This is a genomic window from Rahnella variigena, from assembly GCF_003610915.1.
Taxonomy (GTDB): domain Bacteria; phylum Pseudomonadota; class Gammaproteobacteria; order Enterobacterales; family Enterobacteriaceae; genus Rahnella; species Rahnella variigena.
Map to the genome: position 1 here is coordinate 1 of NZ_NSDJ01000001.1, position 21,204 is coordinate 21,204.

23 protein-coding genes and 3 pseudogenes are annotated in these 21,204 nt (G+C 43.2%); 6 read left to right on the forward strand and 20 right to left on the reverse strand.

Annotated elements, in window-relative coordinates:
- The 5 genes and pseudogenes from CKQ54_RS25705 to CKQ54_RS26070 form a co-directional block, all read right to left on the reverse strand.
- Window positions 1-211 (reverse strand): hypothetical protein (locus CKQ54_RS25705; RefSeq protein ID WP_244220151.1); only part of this gene is annotated, 211 nt, incomplete at its 3' end.
- 226 nt (window positions 212-437) lie between these two features.
- The gene (locus tag CKQ54_RS25950) at window positions 438-596 is read right to left on the reverse strand and encodes a hypothetical protein (RefSeq protein ID WP_341868560.1); all 159 of its coding nucleotides are present in this window, start codon (window positions 594-596) and stop codon (window positions 438-440) included.
- The gene (locus CKQ54_RS25955; protein ID WP_279630487.1) at window positions 584-1,477 is read right to left on the reverse strand and encodes a DEAD/DEAH box helicase family protein; all 894 of its coding nucleotides are present in this window, start codon (window positions 1,475-1,477) and stop codon (window positions 584-586) included. Before CKQ54_RS25955 ends, CKQ54_RS25950 begins: the two co-directional genes overlap by 13 nt.
- Before the next feature lie 28 nt (window positions 1,478-1,505).
- The gene (locus CKQ54_RS00010; RefSeq protein ID WP_167459611.1) at window positions 1,506-1,817 is read right to left on the reverse strand and encodes a type I restriction endonuclease; all 312 of its coding nucleotides are present in this window, start codon (window positions 1,815-1,817) and stop codon (window positions 1,506-1,508) included.
- A gap of 410 nt (window positions 1,818-2,227) precedes the next feature.
- Window positions 2,228-2,559: pseudogene (locus CKQ54_RS26070) on the reverse strand (transposase); the annotation flags it as partial.
- Window positions 2,560-2,587: 28 nt separating this feature from the next.
- Here CKQ54_RS26070 and CKQ54_RS26030 point away from each other — a divergent pair.
- Window positions 2,588-4,480 (forward strand): annotated as a pseudogene (locus CKQ54_RS26030) (DUF262 domain-containing protein).
- 282 nt (window positions 4,481-4,762) lie between these two features.
- On the opposite strand, the gene CKQ54_RS25475 reads toward CKQ54_RS26030, so the two are convergent.
- From CKQ54_RS25475 to CKQ54_RS00035, 4 genes are all read right to left on the reverse strand, one after another.
- A complete protein-coding gene (locus CKQ54_RS25475) occupies window positions 4,763-5,833 on the reverse strand; it encodes a hypothetical protein (RefSeq protein ID WP_167459609.1) in 1,071 nt (356 codons plus the stop codon).
- Window positions 5,781-6,185 (reverse strand): hypothetical protein, encoded by a 405-nt coding sequence (locus tag CKQ54_RS25420; RefSeq protein WP_147412528.1) that lies wholly within the window; start codon window positions 6,183-6,185, stop codon window positions 5,781-5,783. The genes CKQ54_RS25475 and CKQ54_RS25420 overlap by 53 nt, the downstream gene beginning before the upstream one ends.
- A gap of 691 nt (window positions 6,186-6,876) precedes the next feature.
- Entirely contained in the window at window positions 6,877-7,980 is a 1,104-nt protein-coding gene (locus tag CKQ54_RS00030; RefSeq protein WP_120163751.1) for a hypothetical protein, read from the reverse strand.
- A 106-nt stretch (window positions 7,981-8,086) separates the two neighbouring features.
- Entirely contained in the window at window positions 8,087-8,287 is a 201-nt protein-coding gene (locus tag CKQ54_RS00035) for a helix-turn-helix transcriptional regulator (protein WP_120163750.1), read from the reverse strand.
- 310 nt (window positions 8,288-8,597) lie between these two features.
- Between CKQ54_RS00035 and CKQ54_RS00040 the strand changes: the two genes are divergently transcribed.
- Window positions 8,598-9,137, forward strand: coding sequence for a hypothetical protein (locus tag CKQ54_RS00040; RefSeq protein WP_120163749.1), 540 nt, complete (start codon window positions 8,598-8,600; stop codon window positions 9,135-9,137).
- 42 nt (window positions 9,138-9,179) lie between these two features.
- On the opposite strand, the gene CKQ54_RS00045 is transcribed toward CKQ54_RS00040, so the two are convergent.
- From CKQ54_RS00045 to CKQ54_RS00065, 5 genes are all read right to left on the reverse strand, one after another.
- Window positions 9,180-10,109 (reverse strand): tyrosine-type recombinase/integrase, encoded by a 930-nt coding sequence (locus CKQ54_RS00045; protein ID WP_120163748.1) that lies wholly within the window; start codon window positions 10,107-10,109, stop codon window positions 9,180-9,182.
- Window positions 10,110-10,155: 46 nt separating this feature from the next.
- Window positions 10,156-10,608, reverse strand: coding sequence for a RadC family protein (gene radC / locus CKQ54_RS00050; protein WP_120163747.1), 453 nt, complete (start codon window positions 10,606-10,608; stop codon window positions 10,156-10,158).
- A gap of 1 nt (window position 10,609) precedes the next feature.
- A complete protein-coding gene (locus tag CKQ54_RS00055; protein ID WP_120163776.1) occupies window positions 10,610-11,071 on the reverse strand; it encodes a hypothetical protein in 462 nt (153 codons plus the stop codon).
- 119 nt (window positions 11,072-11,190) lie between these two features.
- Window positions 11,191-11,583 carry a DUF2787 family protein gene (locus CKQ54_RS00060; RefSeq protein ID WP_120163746.1) on the reverse strand — a complete coding sequence of 131 codons (393 nt, stop codon included), beginning with the start codon at window positions 11,581-11,583 and terminating at the stop codon, window positions 11,191-11,193.
- Window positions 11,584-11,851: 268 nt separating this feature from the next.
- On the reverse strand, window positions 11,852-12,226 hold the full coding sequence (locus CKQ54_RS00065) for a helix-turn-helix domain-containing protein (protein WP_120163775.1): 375 nt from the start codon (window positions 12,224-12,226) through the stop codon (window positions 11,852-11,854).
- A gap of 192 nt (window positions 12,227-12,418) precedes the next feature.
- On the opposite strand from CKQ54_RS00065, the gene CKQ54_RS00070 reads away from it, so the two are divergent.
- The 3 genes from CKQ54_RS00070 to CKQ54_RS00080 are packed head-to-tail and all read left to right on the forward strand — an operon-like array spanning window position 12,419 to window position 13,687.
- The gene (locus CKQ54_RS00070; RefSeq protein WP_120163745.1) at window positions 12,419-12,946 is read left to right on the forward strand and encodes a hypothetical protein; all 528 of its coding nucleotides are present in this window, start codon (window positions 12,419-12,421) and stop codon (window positions 12,944-12,946) included.
- 14 nt (window positions 12,947-12,960) lie between these two features.
- Window positions 12,961-13,320 carry an acyl-CoA dehydrogenase gene (locus CKQ54_RS00075; protein ID WP_120163744.1) on the forward strand — a complete coding sequence of 120 codons (360 nt, stop codon included), beginning with the start codon at window positions 12,961-12,963 and terminating at the stop codon, window positions 13,318-13,320.
- A 31-nt stretch (window positions 13,321-13,351) separates the two neighbouring features.
- Window positions 13,352-13,687, forward strand: coding sequence for a hypothetical protein (locus tag CKQ54_RS00080; protein ID WP_120163743.1), 336 nt, complete (start codon window positions 13,352-13,354; stop codon window positions 13,685-13,687).
- 78 nt (window positions 13,688-13,765) lie between these two features.
- Here the strand turns inward: CKQ54_RS00080 and CKQ54_RS00085 are convergent, their stop codons facing one another.
- The 5 genes and pseudogenes from CKQ54_RS00085 to CKQ54_RS00105 all read right to left on the reverse strand — a co-directional run.
- On the reverse strand, window positions 13,766-14,401 hold the full coding sequence (locus CKQ54_RS00085) for a hypothetical protein (protein WP_120163742.1): 636 nt from the start codon (window positions 14,399-14,401) through the stop codon (window positions 13,766-13,768).
- Between the two features lie 37 nt (window positions 14,402-14,438).
- Window positions 14,439-15,866 (reverse strand): retron St85 family RNA-directed DNA polymerase, encoded by a 1,428-nt coding sequence (locus tag CKQ54_RS00090; RefSeq protein WP_120163741.1) that lies wholly within the window; start codon window positions 15,864-15,866, stop codon window positions 14,439-14,441.
- Window positions 15,863-16,522, reverse strand: a complete 660-nt coding sequence (locus CKQ54_RS00095) for a hypothetical protein (RefSeq protein ID WP_120163740.1) — start codon at window positions 16,520-16,522, stop codon at window positions 15,863-15,865. The genes CKQ54_RS00090 and CKQ54_RS00095 overlap by 4 nt, the downstream gene beginning before the upstream one ends.
- The gene (locus tag CKQ54_RS00100) at window positions 16,513-16,719 is read right to left on the reverse strand and encodes a hypothetical protein (protein ID WP_131063905.1); all 207 of its coding nucleotides are present in this window, start codon (window positions 16,717-16,719) and stop codon (window positions 16,513-16,515) included. The genes CKQ54_RS00095 and CKQ54_RS00100 overlap by 10 nt, the downstream gene beginning before the upstream one ends.
- Before the next feature lie 304 nt (window positions 16,720-17,023).
- A pseudogene (locus CKQ54_RS00105) lies at window positions 17,024-17,809 on the reverse strand (transposase); the annotation flags it as partial.
- A gap of 309 nt (window positions 17,810-18,118) precedes the next feature.
- On the opposite strand from CKQ54_RS00105, the gene CKQ54_RS00110 reads away from it, so the two are divergent.
- Window positions 18,119-19,051 carry a hypothetical protein gene (locus tag CKQ54_RS00110; protein ID WP_120349655.1) on the forward strand — a complete coding sequence of 311 codons (933 nt, stop codon included), beginning with the start codon at window positions 18,119-18,121 and terminating at the stop codon, window positions 19,049-19,051.
- Between the two features lie 844 nt (window positions 19,052-19,895).
- Here the strand turns inward: CKQ54_RS00110 and CKQ54_RS00115 are convergent.
- Window positions 19,896-21,182, reverse strand: a complete 1,287-nt coding sequence (locus tag CKQ54_RS00115) for a tyrosine-type recombinase/integrase (protein ID WP_120163239.1) — start codon at window positions 21,180-21,182, stop codon at window positions 19,896-19,898.
- Window positions 21,183-21,204: the final 22 nt, after the last annotated feature.

The window sequence follows — 21,204 nt, forward strand, 5'->3', positions numbered from 1 at the left end:
CCGCCTTGAATTGCTCCACCCACTCTTTGCGTTCCTGCTTACTGCCGACGTCGTGCAGGATTAAAGCGGCGCGTTTGATTTTCCGCGTTTCTCTGGCGTGGCTCTGGTAAACGGCAGCGGGTTCTGCGGCCTGTAATACAGGCATTTCTTCTGTTAATTCATCGGCGACGGTGGGCGATTCGGCGAAGTCAGTGTTGAATAACTCAAACATCTGTTTGGCCTGTTCAGAGCTGTCGCAAATCACCATGCCTCCGATGGTGTCATCATTCAGCGCGCCCTGCTTTTAGCAAAGTCGGTAACGATGTAGTTCAGCATCGGTTTGACGAAACTGGGATGAGCATAGATGTATTTGCGATCCACATCGCCCATTCTGACTTCCACATCTTTTAGCGCCTGTTGCAGGACCATCCGGTAGTTGGTGGCGATTTCTTCGCGAATCAGCGCAGCGTGTAGCCATCGGCAATGGAGGCGTTGTAGTAATATTTGTGTATGTAGTCGCCGAAGAGATCGCGGGAGTTGTAGTCCGTTCCCAGCAGAGGCGTACCGGTCAGGCCAATTTTGATGGCGTTGGTGTCCGACTGGCTTAAGTTTGCCAGGAAGCTCCCTTTGGGTTGTAGCTGCGGTGGACTTCATCGAGGAAGTAAACTCGCTGGATGTTGATGTCGTAGTCTTTGGTGGTGACGACGTCCGGGTCATCGCGGAATTTCTGGATGTTGACGACGGTGATTTCCGCTCTGCCATGATGGTTATGTAGAGCCTGTGACGCCTTGATGTCACGCGTGAAAGCTTCGCGTGAGTCGATAAGGTGAACGATTAAGTTACGGGCAGTAAATTCGCGCTGCGCCTGCTGGAGCAGATCCAAACGATCAACAATAAAGTAGAACTTAGGGATCACCTGCTGATTCTGGAAGTAATCTGTCAGGGAGCGCACGTTGTAATAAGCCAGCGCGGTTTTTCCGCTGCCCTGGGTGTGCCAGATGATGCCTTTTTTCACGCCAGCGTTAAGTTTGCGCTCAATTGCTTTGGTGGCGAAGAGCTGCGGATAGCGCATGATGTGTTTCTGGATACCGCCTTGTTCAGCGACGTACACTAGCGCATAGCGCAGGATAAATGCCAGCCGATCCCGGCTCAACAGCGCGGTGCAGAGACGGTTAGTTGGTCGGTTGTGATCTTTGTTGGTCTGATATTCCGGGTTAGTGCGGATTACTTCAAGATTGTTATCTTTCAGAACCGCGATTTCTGTTTCTTCTGACAGTGTTTTTAGTAAATTGGTCAGGTTGAAAAGTTCTTCTTCGCGGAAGTAGTTGAATACCGGGTTACTGTAAGAACTGCTAGCGTAGAATGCCCCTTGGACCGGCTCCGGATCGCTGTCGTCATACTCCATGTTGTTGGAGAAGATCATGAACTGGGTGATATTGGCGAAGCGCTTGAATTTGGGGTTCTTAAAGCGCTCGTTTGATGCGGTTGCGCTCTGCAAAGATGCCTTCGCGGTTGTTAGGCTTTTTTCACTTCAATAAAATTAACGGCATGCCGTTAATCAGGAGCGTGATGTCAGGGCGGAACTCTTCATCGCCGTTTTCACAGGTCAGTTCGGTGACGACATGGAAACTGTTGTTGTTGAAGTTATCGAAGTCAATCAGTTTGATGCCAGAACGGTCGCTAAGTTTTTCGAAGAAGGCGCGACCCAAGTCGTCGTTGTCGAGAAGCAGCGTGAGATCTTTTAACAGCCGTCCGATATCATCGGGTGCGATCCCGGGGTTTATTCTGCCAATCGCAGCGGTGAAGAGGTTAGGGAAAATGTTAGTTTCTTTGTCCAAACTTGTTCTTTCAAGGACAGGTAGTGGTATCCCAACCGTATCAGGGAGGATGACGGGATTTTTACCCGTGTATCTTCTGTGAATTTCATCATGTTTCCTGTTTTTGGTTTTTATCGCGTCTCAGGCCATGCTGCGCTCCACAATCCCAGAACGGCTGGCAACAATGCCTGTTTGATTAGCGTCTATGTTACACCTTCCCTGTTAGCTGCCCGAGTAAATTTGTTGCGCTTAACTCGCAACGATAATACTCGCGATATAATCTGATATTTTTTGGGGGTAGTGACATACACAATTTGTCAGATCATGCCCATAATTCCTGATCTTCAAAAAGCAGTCGAGGTGCTTACATTCCCAGCGATAGCTTCAGGTCAGAATTATGCGGCATGAATCTGACTACTGAAAAGATGCATAAAATCATCCGGATGCGCATCCAGCCCTACTCCCCTACAGAGCCGCCGTACATCCCTACACGTTTATTGCGATGGATAAAGGCGTTCGTCTGTAGGATAGTTTCGCGAAGTACGCCCGCAGCTTTTTTAATATGTCCCGTTTGTCCCTAACCCGCTCAACTCCTCCTGAAGCCCTAAGCTCTCTTGTAGGGCGTCTGAACGGACTTTGTTAGCAGAAGAATCAGCGCCGAACTTTACCTCCAGGCATAAAGACTGTGCGTTGTGATATCAAGGCGAATGGCAACATCTGAAATGTTAGAGTCGTGGTCAACAACCAATTTAACCGATTCAATTTTGTACTATTCAAGATATAGGTAAACCATGAAATCCGAGACGCTAAATGTCCAGCAAATCTTTCAGGATCGCCGCCAATACTGCGTTCCCTTCTACCAACGTGCATACGTATGGACACAACGAAATCAGTGGTCCGCCTTACTGGAGGATATCACCGAAAAAGCACAGGCCCGTTTATCAGGTATAAACCAACCCCCCATTTCCTTGGTGCAGTGGTACTTGAACCACAAACTAAGAGCGGTTTGCTGGTGTTGATACCCTGCATATCATTGATGGTCAGCAACGATTAACTACCCTTCAATACATTCTTGCGTCTATCCGACTGGCTCTTCGTGCAATTGATCTTCCGATTTAGAAATGCTTGTATTGCCGTGTCTGAAAAATACAAACGAAGCAACAATGCGAAATAAAGAGGTTGAACGCTTTAAGTTATGGCCGACATTTCGTGATCAATCTCATTTTATTCAAAGCCTTAACGTTGACCATGTTGATGATCTCCGCAAGGTATTCCCTGATAGCTTCACGTTACATGGCACACTGCGTAAGCATTTTAACCATCCTCCTTCACTGGAGGCGTTATGGTTCTTTAGTCATGCCTTTATTAAATGGATTAGCGCGGAAGGTCACTCCTTACAAGAAAATGCTATCGCGCTGATTGAAGCTGTCCTAACAGACCTGAAACTGGTCAGTATATCTCTTGAGGCAGAGGATGACGCTCAAATCATTTTTGAGACATTGAATGGCCGTGGGCTGAGCTTCATGCGACGGATCTTATCCGTAACTATATTTTTATGCGTGCCAGAGCATGATAATGTTGATGCCGCTGCATTGTATGAAAATGATTGGAAACCGTTCGAAAACCCCGTACTGGACAGAAAAACAACGCCGTGGTCGCATCAACAAACCTCGTTTAGAGTGGCTAATTCACTCCACGCTACAAGCAGAAAAGCAACGTGAAGTAGACCTGTCTCGCCTTTACAATGAGTATCGTGACTATGTAGGCAAGGAATCGTCATCACGCCGAGCTGATCAGCAGGTCGAACTTCTCAATCGATATGCTTTGCAATATAAAGAACTGGATTGGTGGAGTGGGCACAACTCCTATTGCATGCTTTGGTCGTCGCATCGCCGCCTATGACATGACCACGATTTATCCTCTTGCGTTACTCATCTCAAGTCGCTAGCATTCCTGATACTGAAAAAGGCCGCCATGTACAACGAATCTTGTCTCGTTTGTAGTGAGAAGAGCGGTGTGTGGCCTGACTCCAAAGAACTATAACAACGTGTTTATGAATGTTTTGCGTCATTTTGGCTAAAACCAGCATTTCCAGTGCTGAGTTGCGCAGCACCCTTAATAGCCTTAATGGTGAAGCCGCACGTTGGCCCACTGACTCAGAGTTTCTTAATGCCTGTACTACTGCACGACTTTACCCAGGCAGGCTCGATGCACAGAAGATTCGCTCAATGCTGACCGAACTTGAGGGAGAACTTCGCCGTCAGGTGAAGACTGAGGAGCCGGTGGTTCCAAATCTCTCCAGTCTCGATATTGATCATCTAATGCCTCAAAACTGGTTTCTGCATTGGCCTCTTGAAGACGGACATACCGTGACAGATTCAGACGCTACTGCGGTGAATCAGATTGTTTTGGCCGGTGCAGAGCTAACACACGAGCAACTGCTTGTCTGGAAGCGGCAACAAGCGATCGCTACACTGGGAAATCTGACCTTGCTTAACCTCAGCGTAAATCGTTCGGTCCAACACTCTGCATTTCTTAAGAAACGGGATGGTCTTATTACCCATACTAGCCTACGCTTGAACATACCATTGATAATTCTGGATAAATGGGATGAGGATAAGATCTTTTCCCGGGGTGAGTTGTTGGGAAATGCTGCAATGAGGGTGTGGTCGAAAGTCGATTAATCATCATTTTCGTCCTACGTAACTCTATGTCGGCTCTTACTGTCAAGAACCGACATTCAACTATGCGAGTTGAATGCCCTCATTTCAGTTGGCAACACTGTTTTAAAGTTGGACTGGATTTAGCTCTTTGCCAGTGAATATTGACGTTTACCCCTCAATCATCGTCGACTGGCCTTATCTCATAGCTTACGCACATCATCTAAGAGCCAGAGTTTTACTGAGTAGCTCCCTTAATGTTTTTTCTCAATTAAAAGGTATGGATGGGACCAGTCAGTAACCTCTTCATATGAAACAAACCCATCGTGCTCCAATGCGCAAACACCCCTTATGGGTGGCAACATAATCGTACACAGCCTGACTTTCCAGCCCCTGTAACATGTGCGATAACAACTTCCGGCGCATGACATCTGACTTCCAACGTTTACCCTTCTTCAGATCTTTATAAGTAATGTTGAAGGGTTGCCCTACTGCATTGGTAACACATTTACCGTAACGGTTGGTTTTCGCTGTACTTTCGTAATGATCTAGCAGTAAAGCCAGATCTAGCCGTAAAGTTTTCAGAAGGCGTTTCCATCGTTTCAGCACTCGTTTAGCTTCTGCCTTACCTAGCCCACGGTTCAACAGGCGTCGGGTACTGGACTTTAGCGATAATGAAACGAACCCGGCATTGAATACGCTGGAAAACCTGAATTGCTTCACCAGCTCCTCAGCGACACGCAATACTCGGCAGATATATTGAGTTTCCAGCACTTTCAGAGACTCGGCCGAAATGCCAATACTCAACAGCTCATGTCGTAGTATCTCGAGCTGACATCCCTTAATGTCATAATTAGCACCACGTGCCAGACACGCCCACTTCATGCCAGAAGGCAGACTTTGAAAGCCAGTGCCAATCTCAAAGGATCGCCCACCAATGTACGCAGTCTTATACGACTGCCTGTAAGAAACCGTTAACGGTGACTCCTTCACAAGATCCACACCTGTTTCAGCCAGTCGCGACAGGAAGTTGAAAATGAATATTTTGTTCTTCTTGGTGGGATTCTCGTTATAGTAATCCAGCAGTGCCTCCAGATTGATTTCTAGCGGTTCAAGGCTGTTCCATACATCGACTACGCGCTCCCTGAAGGCAACGTTTGGGATATCGCGTTTAGACTGTTTATGTTTAGCATGCTGACCGCGTTCAATGGCAATCCCAATCAGTTCATCTAATGAGTAACTTTTACACTTGGTGAAAATGTCAGTCAGATAATGGTAGCGATCCTTACGGCTAAGGTATGCCTCGCGGTCGTTGCCAAACAACTTACGCAAAAAAACGTTGAGAAACAGCGTACTCCCGGCATGAACTTTTAGCATTGGAATACCCGGTTAGTTTAATGATTCCCACACCTGCCAGCGCCTCCATTGCACGCTCATGGGTCGGCCCACTTTTCTTAAATACACCGGGAAGTTTCTCCCTACCCAGCTCAAATGGTACTGGCACAGAATAAGACCATTTATTATTTGCCTTAATCTTTGCTTTTCTCCTGTTTTTACGGCTACAGGTAGCAACACATATAACATGCTGGAGAAACACTGCAATATTACGATAAAATGGACGCTTTAAGCTTGGCGCACCATTATAAGGAACACTGAAAACAACTTTCTTGAAATAATCCAACGTTGAATTTGTCACAAGAATATTGTCGTGCGTAATGTATGGCTTCATAATTCACCTGTATATAAAAATCAAAGCACCATGCTCTGACCCCATTTATTTACAACTGAATTACTCAAAACCTTACGTGAACCCAACAAGGCTCAGATGGTTATTATCAGATGATATATTGGAGGCTGGAGCCTCATGATAGCTGATACTGGATAATGGCTATAGTATGTAATGACACATATACCATAATATAGAGATAGAGTGTATACAGAGCATAATAGACACGTGTATATACCCTGTAGAGGCAAGTAGCGAATAAATATCAGCTTAGCCAGAATGGGATTAGCGGATACGTAAAACTTTACCGGTTATTAAGCGGTGTAACTCTCTCCCGGTAATATTCAACAGCGGTTGTAGCCACATGTTATTTTCTGAATTTAATTTCTTTTGAAACCTCAACTTTGATAAAAAACGCAGCTACTTACCAATGTCAGAATCAGGGAAAGCCATCGCCGATTTTGCCCTACCATTGTACGAGGTGCTGATTTCAGGTTAAACCGTACCTGTAGTTAGCCGGTTAGCCACAGCAAAATCCGACAACGTTGGACGGTTAGCCACAGCAAAATCCGACAACGTTGGACGGTCAAAAGACGGTCATTTCCCAGATTTAATTTTCTCCTGACCTTTTTAGGCTTGCCGTTGAACAACTCACAGATGAGGATGCAGCATCCCTGCCGCAACGCCATGGCGCTTATTTCCCGCGAGATTTAAGCCATTTTTTACGGATGTCAGGTTGCCAATACTGCGGCTGTCCCAAAATACCCAGCTTCTCGACAACCAGTGGAAGTTTATGCCAGATAGCCTCTGCATCAAACAAGTCCACCAGATACCTTTTCATCACCTTATCTACTCGTTTTTTAGCTGCCTCTTTGCTCGGACTAACAGCCCTGCCATTCAACTCACTGGCCGGACGGAACGTTTTACGAGCACGGGGGACAGTCATACGTTTCAACCGTTTGGCAAAGTCTGGATCCAGCTTGCGATCCCTGATTAGCTTACGGTCATAGAATGCCAAACGTGACACCAAATTCTCCATTTGCGACAGGTTACTCAGCATCAGTTTCTGCTTACCTGGAGACAGACGCAGCTCCAGACGTAAAAAACACTCATGCTGGCTTTCATCCAGTGTTAGCTGAGCTGTTGCCCGACGTTCTTCAAGGCTTAACTCAGGGGCGTTCACTTTTTCGTATATCGAAGCTACGACGGTGGTAGCCCCTAGCCGCATACCCTCCTGCTTGCCATAAGGATCATTGAAATCACCATCATGAACTTTGGCAAGACCAATCAGAAAGTCATGCAGCTTCATCCCCATCACATCCAGCGCGTAATGGATGGTCGTGACCCATGAGTTACGCAACCCCTGGTACAGATATTTACCAATACGGCTTTTGCGCCCCAACCAAATGAATAAGTCGCTTATCTGTTCAGCTAGATAGTGTTGGGGGCTTAATTCCATTCGCACGGCACCGCGTTTCTTGTTTGTTGGTCCAAAGTAGATCATCAGTAGAACTGGGTGATGTTTAGACTTGTTTGCTAGACGGATTTCAATTACCCAGCGGTAGAGACTATCGCACTCATCCTTGCCTGCGGGGCGAAACCTGACCTGATAAGTATCGTCTGATTCAAGCTGAAATAAGCGATCTACCATCACCTGATTTTCATGCTTGTCGAACAGGTCAGTTACCCAGGCAATCTTGTCGAAATGTCCATAACATTGCTGTCCTACGTTACTGCATTCCAGTGATACGGCGTATCCCAGTGAATCAACACGTTCTCTATTAAATGTTTTCATCATAATCTTTTCCCGGTGGCCAGTAGCCCACCAACAAGAGGAAGTACCATTGATATTGCTATGCCCTCTATAGGGTTCGTTGGGGGCTATGTGAGGGTTACACATGCGCTTAGACTTGCGCGTTGATACCGCGTGACTGAATCCACTCCAGTACGTCATTGAGTCCCCAGCCCACTGCGCGTCCACCATCGCCGGTCAATTTTTTCCCTGCCTTAAAATCTCCTTTTTCGATAAGCCTATAGAGCGTGGCTGACGAAATTCCGGTTAAATGAAGAACTTCTTTTTTGCGGAGAATACGGTTGGTGTTCATGCTTTTGCTCCTTTGAGCTGTTTCAGGAGCGCTGCTATTTACAACCACAAAAACCGTATTTTTTCGTACAAACCAGACTTTTTTTCGTGATAATCACGAATTAAGGTCGTTTTTGTGTATTGAAGAATCGTGATTATCATGGGATGATTCTATTTCTCGTGATAATCACGATGTTGCTACCCAGGAGAAGTGTTTGCAGTAATCACTTATGCAAAACACCGATTGTGATACCAGTAGACCGTGATAATCATGGAATCAGCTGGGAATATTTAGCTCGTAAGATCCTTGTTCAATTTCAGGAGATGTACTCATGCCAAATGACGATATGATTTCGCAGCAACCAGCGCAGGAGAAAAAAGAAAGGGAAAAGAACCTCGACAAAATGAGGCAGAAAAAAAGAAGGGAATTAGTAGCAAAAAAGTTTGGAAAGATTGTACCCATCCATATGCTGGAAGAGACCAAAGCGCGACTGGAGATGATTGCTAAAAAAACAGCGATAAGTCGTAAGGAACACAATGCCGCAGAGAAACGAAGCTCGGTCATAGCTGAACTGGTTAACCAGTACTACATAGATAATCTCTTGGCTTACGAACATGAAAACTCTGAGTTGGCATACAATACTTATAACAAGATATGGCAGGCTAACTTTCAAGGAAAGCCTGCTGATGTAATAGCCAGACAGCTCAACAAGGCTGGCACCCGCATACCGTATTTTGATGATAAAAGCGGTAAAATAGTTGTTGAATCAGGAAAGTGGAAAAAAGACGATATTGAAACGTTTTCCGACACAGCTCTTGTTATAAAAATAATTGAATCAAATGAGAAAAACACTAAAAGAAACGCTAAGTAGGTTCAATATATTCAGGCCCAATCACCGATAAACGCCATCATTTTACCAGCACCGCAATCGCTGCGATGCTTTGGCTTTCATGCCACCATCACGATAGTCATAGCGCGTCGTGGTGGATATGTCGCTGTGGCCTGCCAGCTGGCGGACGGTGTTGATATCTACGCCCTGCTCCAGTAAACGGGTAATGAAGGTGCGCCGCATATCATGTGGGGTAAAACGGACAATGCCTGACGTTTGTTGCAACTGCTCCAGGATACCCATTAACCCGGTTGTTGTCAGCGGCTGGGTGGTGACCTTACCGTTGCGCTGAATACGGCTGAACAGTGCGTTTTCAGCTTCGTTTGCGCTGACTTTCAGCCATATGCGTATGGCCTTGTCCACCGCATCCGCCACATGAATTTCACGGTATTTTCGCCCCTTCCCCTGACTGACCGTGAGAACACCATTGTCATAGTCCCGGCGCTCAAGTTTAAGCAGTTCACCGGCCCGCAGGCCCGTTCCGCAGAGTGTCAGCACAATAGCGACATCACGGTAGCGCCGTACATGCTGCGGATGCTGTTTAGCGGCCTGAATCAGCGCCTGGATTTCCTGCCTGTCTAACGCCCTTCCCTTACGCTGGATATCGCCGCTCACGCGCTTAACAGACCTGATACGGGCCAGCGTTTCGGCATTCATACAATTGAGATTAAAGGCCGTCTGTGCCACGCCCCGGAGCGCTGACAGCGCCATGTTGACCGACGACACGGCGTAACCGTCATCCAATAATGCCGCACGTACTTTAGCGACGGCGGCGTAGTTGAGTTGTTCCCACGGATAGTCTGCTGCATCAACACCGCGTTTAAGTATGCTGGCGCTACGGTTTAACAGGCTGATGATACCTCTTCGCCCCGAAGGAGCCAGACCGCCAATATACGCATCAAACACGGTTGTTTGCACCATAGGCACGACCTGACATAACGCTGTCCTGCTCATGAACGTAACCCGCAATAACGTACATTAAACCAGGTAACTTTCAGCATCACACCAGTCCCCGTTCAGCCATTGACACCGTTTCAGTTCCCGCCACGATAAAGTGGTCAAGCAACCGGACATCCAGCATTTCCAGCAGCTCCTGAAGCTTTTTGGTCAACTTGATATCGCAACGGCTGGGTTCAGGCTCGCCGCTGGGGTGGTTGTGGACAAGGATGACTGCGGCGGCGTTATGTTTCAGTACGCGTTTGATAACTTCACGGGGGTGAACGCTGACCGAGTTTAACGTACCCCTGAACAGAATTTCCTTGTGCAGCAGCTGATTCTTATTATCGAGCAGGATGATGCCAAACTCTTCATGTTCAAGCGGTGCCAGCTCAACCATCACACACCGCCGTACATCATCAGGGGAACATAGTTGAGCCCCACGCTGGTAGTATCTATTGATAATGTCACGCGCCTGGTCGAGGATACGGGTTTCACGCTGAGTAAACATGGTCACGTCAGAACTCCCGTTCAATGAAGTAAATGGCGTCTGGAAACAGCTGGCGGCGGGTTACGCCAGTACGCAGGGAGAAAGCTTTACGGGGCATGGTGGTTCGCCCGTTACTGTCGAAGAAGCAGAGCGTTTCTTCATCTATTTTGACCAGAAGAGACCAGTGAAACTGGTCGCTGAGCATAATCAAGCGGGAATAGTCAGTGACGTCAAGAAACCGCTGCATTTCCCTGAAAAGTCGCCCGTCTGATAACCCTCGCTTCCCTGCAAAGGGTTTGGTGATTTCAACCGGGAACTGGCGGCTGTAATGTCCTTTCTGCAACACCTGCGCCATCAGCCAGTCTAAACGGTTTTCTTCGATCCCTTCAGTCAGCCATTCATGCAAAGGCCAGCGTTGCTGATAAGTCTGAATAAGCCGGTTCATTAACGGGCGTCGTTTCACCCTGCCGTCAAACAGCCAGCTCAGCATGTTAACCATGCAATAAGCACCGCAAAGACAGTCCAGTTCGCCCTGTTGAGACGCACGTATACCTCTGTTATCAGTCACAGATAATTCCCCATAAAGTAGTGATAGTTAGTGCAGAGGGATTAGCTTTCCCACAGGACGGTAATGGTGTAGACGTTCATGGCGTGATACTGAATAAAGTTGGATTGCCAGAGTTTAAACAGCTCCCTTCCGGCGTTAACAGGCAGGTCACCAACATAAGCAAGAAAGACATATTGCTGACTCCAGCTGATATCAATTTCCTTTTCCAGTTCGGGGTATACAACCCCCATATAACTGAAGTCGGTGATGTAATCAAAATACCATTCGTCATTGCGAGAAATAAGCCGTATTTCGACAGGATGGTAGCCGCCCTTTTTCGCGCTGTAACTCAGGTCTTTAAATAACAGACTGACGGCTGTAATTTTGGCTTTATGCGGCGGTGGATTTCCCACTCCATTTAATATGATATTGATTAATTCCTGATCGACGGGCATAGCTAGCCCTTCCTGACGGATAACGCTCATCGTTTTATTCCGGTAAATATGCATTTGAATTGATGATAAAAACCAATAATTGACCATTGCCCATACTAACTCTTTAGACGATAGACGTCCTCCCATCAGGATGGGATAATAAAATGAAATGCTAAGTTGGCAATCAGTTTGTATCAGCTACTGGACAATATGACACTATCCAGCAATGTTATTTTACCAGGTGCATGCTTTTAATGCAAATAGTTTCACTCAGAAACCAATTTGGTTGTTATTTTATAAACGCATCTAAAAACATAATTAAGCTTTTCCTCTTAGGGTTATCTAGTTTATTCCAGACTTGCTCGAGACGCTGTTTTAATTCAACGTCAAGCCCAGTGGCATAGTTAATCGGGATATCAGAAACATTTAAATCCTCCATACAATCAATAAAGAACCAACTTATTGGAGTTTTTAAAGCAACGGCGATTTTGACTAAGTGAGCAATATTAATCTTATTTGTTCCGCGTTCATAGCGGGAAAGCTGTTGTTGAGAGATATCGATCGTCTCTGCAAGATCGGCAGCAGTTAGCCCTGCTTCTTTACGTCTGGTCTGAATACGCTGCCCTACCAGCTTATCAGCTGAATCTGCCATCAGTTTAACCATCATTTTATCTCCAGAACGTCCATAAAAGGAATTCTGGGGCTTTTTTACTCTTGCATGAACATCACTAATGGACATAAAATTAACCATTAAGTCATTTATAGACAAAAAAATAACTGCTACCGTTCAACTAAGCTTGGTTGGAAGCCCACTCAGTTGAGAAGCAGCACAAAGGTGGACAAAAAGGAGAGCATTGTGGCAACCACCATTACTGAGATAACAGATTGCATTGAGTACTTGTTCAGCTCTCTTTATCGTCGAGAATTTGTCAAAACACTGCGTCTGAACGAATGTAGCGAGCGGGAATTACTGCCTCTGGTACGTTGCTATTTGCTGGGTTGGTTTGCAGATAACGTATCACCAGAAGTAAAAAGCAAACTGCCAGGAACTGTATCCGGGCACGGTTACATCGATTTTGTCATTGATGATGTAGCCGTTGAGTTTGCAGTACGTAAACCAACTGCGGCACGTTCCAATGTCTCCGCAACCGTCAACAGTACAGAAGTAAAGAAATTAATGAAGCACGACGGCAAAGCCTTGCTTGTGCTGTTTGACTTCTCTGACACGCCCTACTCAGAAGAACAGATCGAATCTTTCCGCAACTGGCCCTCTCTTGGTCGAGGGAATCATCGCAAGTCCGCATTCAACGTCGTTTATTTCTTTGTGGAAAAACGCAGACCGCTGGCACTGGGGAAAATCACCAAAAACATCCGTATCACTTAGCAGGGAATTAAATAATGAACAGAAAACTGTTGGCCTTATTGATGGCAGCCATAACGTTACCTGTCGCAGCAGAGCAGTACGTAAAACCCGGAGCGGTTCTAACCCTGAATCCGGGAAAGGACAATGCTGAATTCAACATTAATGCCTCAACGGGGGATGCTTCGGGCGTATGCAATATGGAGGGGACAGCACAGCAAATAGCTGCTGGAGAAAGCCAGAAGCGCCGCTGGGTCTGGAATGACAATACCAGCCAGTGTGTTGCAGTAATTAGTGAGCTGAATAACGGCAAGGCCAGCGTTATGACTCGTGGTTGCGAAGATTACTGTGGTGCTTCCGCGACAGGCACAATGGATGGTCTATTTAATAAGAAGTAAAAAATATCGTTAATTAACGAAGGGACCCTAGATGAAAAGAGCAATACTTCTGGTATTAATAGCTGCTGGTTTGCTGGCTGGTTGCGGCGAGAAAACGCCAAAATGTAGTAGTGACGATGCAAAAAATCTTGTCGTAGATATTGCCAAAAAGACAATCGAGAAGGGCATGACACTGGATAAGGATGTGCTGATTTCTGTTGAAAATGTCAGAACAATAAGCCATCAATCAGAGCTTGACGTTTATCAGTGTGCGGCTGATTTAACGTTCACAAAACCTGATCTGAAAGACTCACTGCCAATCACCTACCGGATTCAGAAAACTGATGAAGGTAGAGGTCAGTTCTATATAAATGTATCGGGCCTATAATCACATGTAGCCTACTCACGCCAGTGATTGGCATGGCGTGAGTCCAACGACATATTAAAAAGTAGAAAAGCATATTTATTATTTATAAAACTCATTACCATCGACCCTTACAAATTCCATACTATCACGATCCAGTTTTGCAATAGAACCATCAATAAAAGAAAAAACATCCTCATTGATAAAATCCTGACTAACCTGCTGAATATCTATATATTTATTGAAAAGGTAGCTATCAGCCACATCATTATGTTCATCCAAAGCCTGACAATCCCCCCACACTATAATATCTTCAACTGTGAAAACAAAAACACCTAATATTTTAGATGGAACGATCACCCATTCATTGTAATTCAATCGAGATATTAAGGAATTATTAATGTCATCCAATGAAATACCCTTTTCTTCTGCTCGGCGAATACCATCTATAACATCGCTACCACAATCGCTTGGAGAAACTGCTTTCAAACCATCACTATTAAAATCAATAATTAAACCAACTGTTCCAATTGCGGAACTCTTGTTGTATGAGTCACCAGGAACAATTAATGAACACGACACCCCACCGTTAGCATTATTACTAATCACTTGTAGAAGATCATTTGGATATAGTTTGACACCAGGGCCGCCCCCTTTAGGGCACCCAGAGAAATGAACTACAAGCCCATTTTTATTATTGAGGTAATCATGAATATCTTTGATATTAGGTTTTAGCATAAAACAATTCACCATTGTTATTTAAACTCGAAAAAAATCATCTCTTAGCAAGCTCTTTTAATAAAGATAGTGTATTTTCGTATTCATTAATTTTCGAGTGACTAATACAGCCAAAACTCGCTAAATAATAAAAACACCCTGTCAACACATTATATCTATCCGTGAAGCTACCTGGATTCTTTTTCGCATGATCAAACATAGCTCTTACTTTTCTTCTGTACGCCCTAGTAGGCTGCACTTTTTTATTAACTACTAAACCAGTTACTATTTGTCGAGAATTAGTTGCAGCAACCCGTGTTTTCCCGTCATTAATATCAAAACCACTCTCATTTAGACACCTAAATATAGTTTCTCTTCCAAGTTCCATAGTCAGCCGATCATTTGAACTGATGGTTATATCATCAGCATATCTTGAATAATTGTAATCAAATAACACACCCTGCTCAGTTAAAAAACAATCCATTTTGTAAAGAATTGAATTACTTAAGATAGGACTACTAGGAGCGCCTTGCGGTAATCTATCATTATATGTGCAGAGTTCAGAAACAATTTTAGCAAGTTTATTTTCAAAACCATTTTCAATTAAAGCAGTAAAGATCATTTTTTTAGTTATAGATCCAAAAAAATCCTTAACATCTATATTCAGAACAAATTTTTTACCGACATGAATTTGTGCATTGTGTCTTATTGACTGACCTTTCTTATATGAAAAACAGAAATCGTGAACAGGTAATTTATTTAATAAAAAATCTGACAACCATCTTTGTATAACCTTCAGAAAGGTTCTGGGTGCATCAATCACCCGCTCCCCACCAGATTTTTTAATAACTGGAAAGGTGCGATAATGCTTCTGCTTATTTTTCACAATCGATGTGATAAGTCTAATTGATATTCCGATCGCTTCGCTTAAATCAACAACACTTCGAAGTTCACCATCGAAATAATTAGCATCAAAAGAATAAAATGTGGGTATCAAAGGGACGCCATCAGCAACTTCGTTCGGACCAATAGAAAATTGCTCAGAGACCAGCGACCAAACAGCAGTTTGGTCGGCGACCAAACTGCTGTTTGGTCGCTGTGCATCTTTAATTTCAACAGCTTTACGTATGAATGACGAAACATCATTCGTTTCCTCATCGAAAATTGCTGATGGCTGTTTAAGACTACCACGATAAGCATTCTTAAGCAAAAACAATCGCATTCTATCCCTTAAATGCCTTAGTCTTTTATTTAACCGATTATTACCTTTCGCGGTAATGCTATATCGCGTTGGCTTTTGGGAAACCCTAGCTATATCATTAAGTTCTATCAATGCTAAAACTTCAATCACAATAGCATCACGAGATGGCATTGCATCTTTATCTTTTAAAACTGATGTCAAAAAATTATAAATATCGCTAATAGTGGCAGGTTGTATAACTGCAATAGCCCAACTCAATATATCTCTGCGAATAGAAAGTGTCATTTTAGTTTCCTTTTACCTCTACCAGAATTATTATAAACACTTCTTTTCCTTACTAAATACGTCACTATTTCCTGTACACCATTGTCTTGCAAATACTTTATATCATACCTCTTTGGTATATTATCATTTGCATATAAAAGGCATCCATCCATGAAATATCTTTCATTAGTATCAGCGATTGAAACTATACAGATATCCAATTCATTTAATTTCATATCCTTATGACTTAACAAAAAAGTAAATAATGACAACTGGCTAAGAGTCTTATTATCTCCGAGAAAGATGATTATTGAACTACAATTTTTATTAACTATAAAATTAGCCTCATCTAAATGCCAGTATGATGAGTCTTCATAGAACTCAGGGGAACTCTCGTAGAGAATAAAACCCTGTTTTATAAGTTCCCCTTTCAATTCCTTATATACATTCAAGATATTTAAATCGCTTTCAGAACATGGACAAAGAAGAATTTTATACTCACGTTCCTCCCCTTCTTTCGCAATTATACCCTCTGCTTCTAATAATATTTCGGTGGGCAGCGTACCATAATGAATATTAGTAATATTATGATTAATTACATCAGCATGTATTTTACCAGCTGTTATACCTCCACTCTGAGAGTCTGATTCAACCGCCACCTCATCTTTTATTGCCATAATTTGGTGAATCCATCAAAAATAAAAACACCAACAGTAATTATAGAAGATATAACCCCAAGAAAAATGATAATTTTATTAGTTGAGCTGTTTTTTTTCATTACTTGAGTTTTATTATTATCAATATTTATATTTTTTGCATTAACCTTACCAGCAGTAATGCCCCCTTGCTGTCTGTTACTTTTTACTTTAGCCATAACTAAAAGGTTCCAGATATAGTAAATATTCTGCCGCGCGGCACCGATGCTGATATGATACAGCAAAGTACCAAACTGTACCAAACCCTATCCACAAGAAAATTACCCCTTTACTTTCAATAAGTTACTCAGTTTTCATTTCCCGATATCAAATTGTAAATAATGTATTTATTATACATATCCGGTGATATGACCCGATATAGTCATTAGATAAATGGTGCAAATAGACCCGTTTTAGCTCCACGCACTTTTCCTTTTCAGCCATCAGCCGGTACTCTTCCGGCGTCAAGTTATACAGGGATTAATGAGGCCGCTCGTTGTTATATTCCATCAGCCAGCGTTCAGTGATTTCCCTTGCTTCATTCAGTGTCCTTAATAGGTAAAAACCCAAGATTTCTGTCCGGTTGTAAGATTGTACGGTTCGACAAACGCAATCTGTGTTGACCTACCTAGCTTAATAAATTCCAGCGGCACACCATGGTCTTTAGCCTATTTCGCCAGCGTCAAAGACACAAGTTCTGGAAGATTATCCATCCGCATCTTCAACGAATATCCATGGTTTACCACTATCCTGCCCAGTACCCTCACGATCCGTTGGGCCAGGATATTCAGGTCGATTTCTATCGCCAGTGCTGCGCGGTCAAAATCGTCCACCACGTTGAAGGTCCGTAAGCGTTTGCCGCACATCACCGGCTCATTCCGTCGCGCATCCGGCTGGTAACGAAATACAGTCCTGCTCAGCGATAAAGTCCTGCATACCTGGCGTATACTCATCGAAAACTGTGCGGTCACGTAGCTGACGTATTCACGCTTTATCGCAAGTTTTAAAGCTTTTTTCAATAACGTCTTCCAGTGCCCGGCACTCGAGGATCTGGTCGGCAAACATATGTTTCAGCCTGCGGTTTTCATATTCTAGGTCTTTAATCTTTTTGATATCAGAGGCTTCCATACCGCTATATTTTGCTTTCCAGTTGTAGTACGAGGCTTCAGAGATACCGGCTTAACAGCAGAGATCCTTGACAGTGCGTCCTGCTTCGACGGACTTCAGAACGGCAATGATCTGGCGTTCGGTGAATCGGGCCTTACGCATGGCGATCTTCTCAGGGGAGATAATTAGTATGTCGAAAGATCTCTAAAAGTGAATGGTTCATTTTCCAGAATACTTACATCACCGCCTTGTAAAATAACCCTCTTGAATAATATTGCCTATACAGGGCATGCTATTTTAATTAAAAAACCATCATGAAAAGATCACTAAAAAACAACAATACTCTAAAAGGAAATTATATAATAAATATCATAATTCTCTATAAAAAAACAATAAGCAATCGGTAAATACCGATTTGACATTTCTCTGCATTAGCATTAAAGTGATAAAAAAGCAATGGAGATATTATGCATGTTTGATTTTGAAGCGCAACATATTAACAACCCTATGTTTAAATTAATAATTTATCTTAATAAGTATGCCCCTGATAAAATAGAAAATCATGATATTCAATTTTATATGAAAAACCTCCCAACTCACTTTAAAAAACTTTTTTACTCTGTAGTTAATATTGATAAATTGCAAAAAGATTCTGACTTTATAAAAAAATATGATAAAACCGGTGTAATTGGTTCTAACCTAATCGAATACTGCTATTTTAAAATCAGTACAGTATGGGATATATCATATCAAATTGCTGACATGCTTGTTTTTAAAAATAAAAAAGAAAAAAACATCAATAAATATGACTATCTTGAACAAAGGTTTAAAAAATATGCTGGTGAATTTGATAACCTCCATTTAAAATGGTACAGAGAGATCAATAAAATAAGAAATAAGATAACTCATGGAGGAATAACAATAAACCCATTCTTCATTAATAGCAGCGATGTCGGTAGTCGTTTCTGTTTTCAGGCTTACACACTTAATTTGGATGACATAGTTACGCCAAATTATATGTATACGAACATATATAATAACAATATTAATTTTGCAGATTACTACTTCACCCTGCAAATTAATTTACTATATTCTTATTTAACTGACTTCTTCGATTTTATCTTATTTGAAATGAATGAGGGACACAATCACGATTTGAGCAATTTATTCCTAGGAAACTCATCGTTAGATGTTTTTGAGAATAGCCATAAATATTGGCTTTTATCCGACGTTAATCTATTAAAAAGCATGACTAACGACTTAATCGCCCTCAGTTTATGCAAAGGAAATATAAATAGATTGACAACCATCTCCGATGAGGTAATTAAAAAATATTCTTCTGCGAACCCTTTCAAAATGCTTAACAATTCATCACCCGCCTTTGAAGCTTGTGAAAATAACTAATTCACTTTAATCAACACTACCTATTCCAAATATAAACTAGGCTTATTTAATTAAAAGCCTAGTTTATTTATTATAATACCATTATTGATCCAATATGAAATACAAATGTGTAATTAAGAAATTAATTTTCATACAGCATGAAATAATATTTCACAACCACAGAGTTACTCTAGAAGAATGTTTAAACTTGGATTTCCACATTCGGATTGTATAAGGTTAGGATCCAGGACCTTTGGTTAAAAGGTCCCTTCACCTATCAGAACTATTACTAAGAATAGAACTGCTGAATCAGCTGAAGCACGGCAGCGATCAGGTTAAGTATGCCGATAATAATTGACATCATAACTAGCTCCTTTTATTAGGAGCATGACTAGCAACGGGGTACCCTTGAATTGCCTATAACCGCTGCATATCCCGCTAGGAACAATTCACCACGCACCAAGATGGGGGCATTGCCAGCACCACCTGCTACAACTAGGCGAGATGGACTTCACTTGCTACATCAAACATTTAGTTATGATAAGCAACGATCAGTCATTAGATCAAAAGCTCAATTAGAACTATATGAAATATAAATGCCACCTCTAACCTGCTATGTGCTAGCCACAGTTTAAATATGACATTATCTCGGTTTCCATCGGTGCAATTATGTAGTGAACTCTTATTCCTACCGCTAGAGATGATAATTGTTTATGCTCATTAAGCAAGCTTTTTTGCAAACACAGCTTTCGGTGTGTACAATTTATGGGCTAGGAACAATTCACCACAGCTGTTAACAAGGCTACCAACCGAGTTTTCAGTCGCGCCTTATGGAATTTCAGTACTCATAAGGCGCTTTCTTTAACTAGATTTTCACTATTCTTTCCAAGTAATCCGCCCATACCTGCAACCACTTCCGGCACTCAGCATCATACTTATACAAATTATAAATCCCTTCAACACCACCACGTGTATGCCCCAATACAGCCTCTGCTACCTCATTTGGACACTGCAAACGAGATAACCCCGTTCGTACTGTACGACGCAGATCGTGCGGCGTCCAATGAGGTATATTAAGCATTTGGCCGCTTTCACGTAAACGCCATGAGTTTTCAGTTAGATACTTCTGCTGGATTGGCTTCTTAGTGGCTTGCGAAGGAAACAGATATTTGTCAGAGGTAAGTCGTAGTATTTTGAGAAAGTCGATTGCCTGCTCGGATAATTGAACGTAGCGCTCTACCCCGGTCTTGGTTTCCCGCAGATGAATGGTGCCTTTTTCAAGATCAACATCCTTCCATGCCATATTGCAGACTTCACCGGTACGGCAACCGGTCCAGAGAGTCAGACGTAACACGTTTTTGATCGTTGGCGTGTAAGCCGAACCCGGAAGCCATTTAAGGAATTTTGCAAGCTCGTCCTCACTCAGTACTCGTGTTCCACGTCGATTTGTGAGCTTGATTCTGGTCTGTCGTAAGCTGGATTTTGCTAACAACGCTGGATTCGCAAAACTGTCATCAAAGCGCCCAAGGCCAATTGCAAACTCATATGCGAGTGAAAGTTCCCTTAGAACATTACCGGCCTGTACGGGTGCGCCACGGGCTACAATGCCATTAATTAAATTGATGACATCCTGGCGCGTAATCTCAGCAGCATTTCTTGTCCCTAAGCTTTTAACGGCGTCACCATAGAGAGTACGACGGACCTCGGCCTGCCCTTTCGGCTTTCTGGCTCCGGGAATGATCTTCCCATCATTCGTTTTACGATCCTCAATCCGCTCAGTCAGGTACAGCTCAACCAAACCTTCAATCGTCAGCACTGCCGCTTTCGGTTTTTGACTCTCTTCTAATAATCGTTTTTTCTCATCTTTCAGTTCAGACGCCGGACAGCGCCCTTCACTTCTGAGCAGTTTGAGTTCTTGCAACTTCATACGGGCCATTGCAAGCGAGGTTTGCGGGAAGCATCCAATTTTTACCTGTGACAGCTTATTGGTCACTGGGCTAGTATAGCGGTAGAAAAAGGTCTTGATTCCAGAAGCGCCGCAAGTCACACGCAAGCCCCGGTTTTCACCCGTATCGGCTTTGTTTTTGTCCCCAGGCTTCATCATTTCGACCGCTTTGGATGACAAAGGTTTGCCTGCTGGTTTATCCGTCATATAAGATCCATTTTATGGCTAA

Coding starts and splice junctions, on each gene's coding strand:
- CKQ54_RS25475 (WP_167459609.1), bottom strand. CDS start 5,833: ATGCTAAAAGTTCATGCCGGGAGTACGCTGTTTCTCAACGTTTTTTTG.
- CKQ54_RS25420 (WP_147412528.1), bottom strand. CDS start 6,185: ATGAAGCCATACATTACGCACGACAATATTCTTGTGACAAATTCAACG.
- CKQ54_RS00030 (WP_120163751.1), bottom strand. CDS start 7,980: ATGATGAAAACATTTAATAGAGAACGTGTTGATTCACTGGGATACGCC.
- CKQ54_RS00035 (WP_120163750.1), bottom strand. CDS start 8,287: ATGAACACCAACCGTATTCTCCGCAAAAAAGAAGTTCTTCATTTAACC.
- CKQ54_RS00040 (WP_120163749.1), top strand. CDS start 8,598: ATGCCAAATGACGATATGATTTCGCAGCAACCAGCGCAGGAGAAAAAA.
- CKQ54_RS00045 (WP_120163748.1), bottom strand. CDS start 10,109: ATGAGCAGGACAGCGTTATGTCAGGTCGTGCCTATGGTGCAAACAACC.
- CKQ54_RS00055 (WP_120163776.1), bottom strand. CDS start 11,071: ATGCTGAGCTGGCTGTTTGACGGCAGGGTGAAACGACGCCCGTTAATG.
- CKQ54_RS00060 (WP_120163746.1), bottom strand. CDS start 11,583: ATGCCCGTCGATCAGGAATTAATCAATATCATATTAAATGGAGTGGGA.
- CKQ54_RS00065 (WP_120163775.1), bottom strand. CDS start 12,226: ATGGTTAAACTGATGGCAGATTCAGCTGATAAGCTGGTAGGGCAGCGT.
- CKQ54_RS00075 (WP_120163744.1), top strand. CDS start 12,961: ATGAACAGAAAACTGTTGGCCTTATTGATGGCAGCCATAACGTTACCT.
- CKQ54_RS00080 (WP_120163743.1), top strand. CDS start 13,352: ATGAAAAGAGCAATACTTCTGGTATTAATAGCTGCTGGTTTGCTGGCT.
- CKQ54_RS00085 (WP_120163742.1), bottom strand. CDS start 14,401: ATGCTAAAACCTAATATCAAAGATATTCATGATTACCTCAATAATAAA.
- CKQ54_RS00090 (WP_120163741.1), bottom strand. CDS start 15,866: ATGACACTTTCTATTCGCAGAGATATATTGAGTTGGGCTATTGCAGTT.
- CKQ54_RS00095 (WP_120163740.1), bottom strand. CDS start 16,522: ATGGCAATAAAAGATGAGGTGGCGGTTGAATCAGACTCTCAGAGTGGA.
- CKQ54_RS00100 (WP_131063905.1), bottom strand. CDS start 16,719: ATGGCTAAAGTAAAAAGTAACAGACAGCAAGGGGGCATTACTGCTGGT.
- CKQ54_RS00110 (WP_120349655.1), top strand. CDS start 18,119: ATGTTTGATTTTGAAGCGCAACATATTAACAACCCTATGTTTAAATTA.
- CKQ54_RS00115 (WP_120163239.1), bottom strand. CDS start 21,182: ATGACGGATAAACCAGCAGGCAAACCTTTGTCATCCAAAGCGGTCGAA.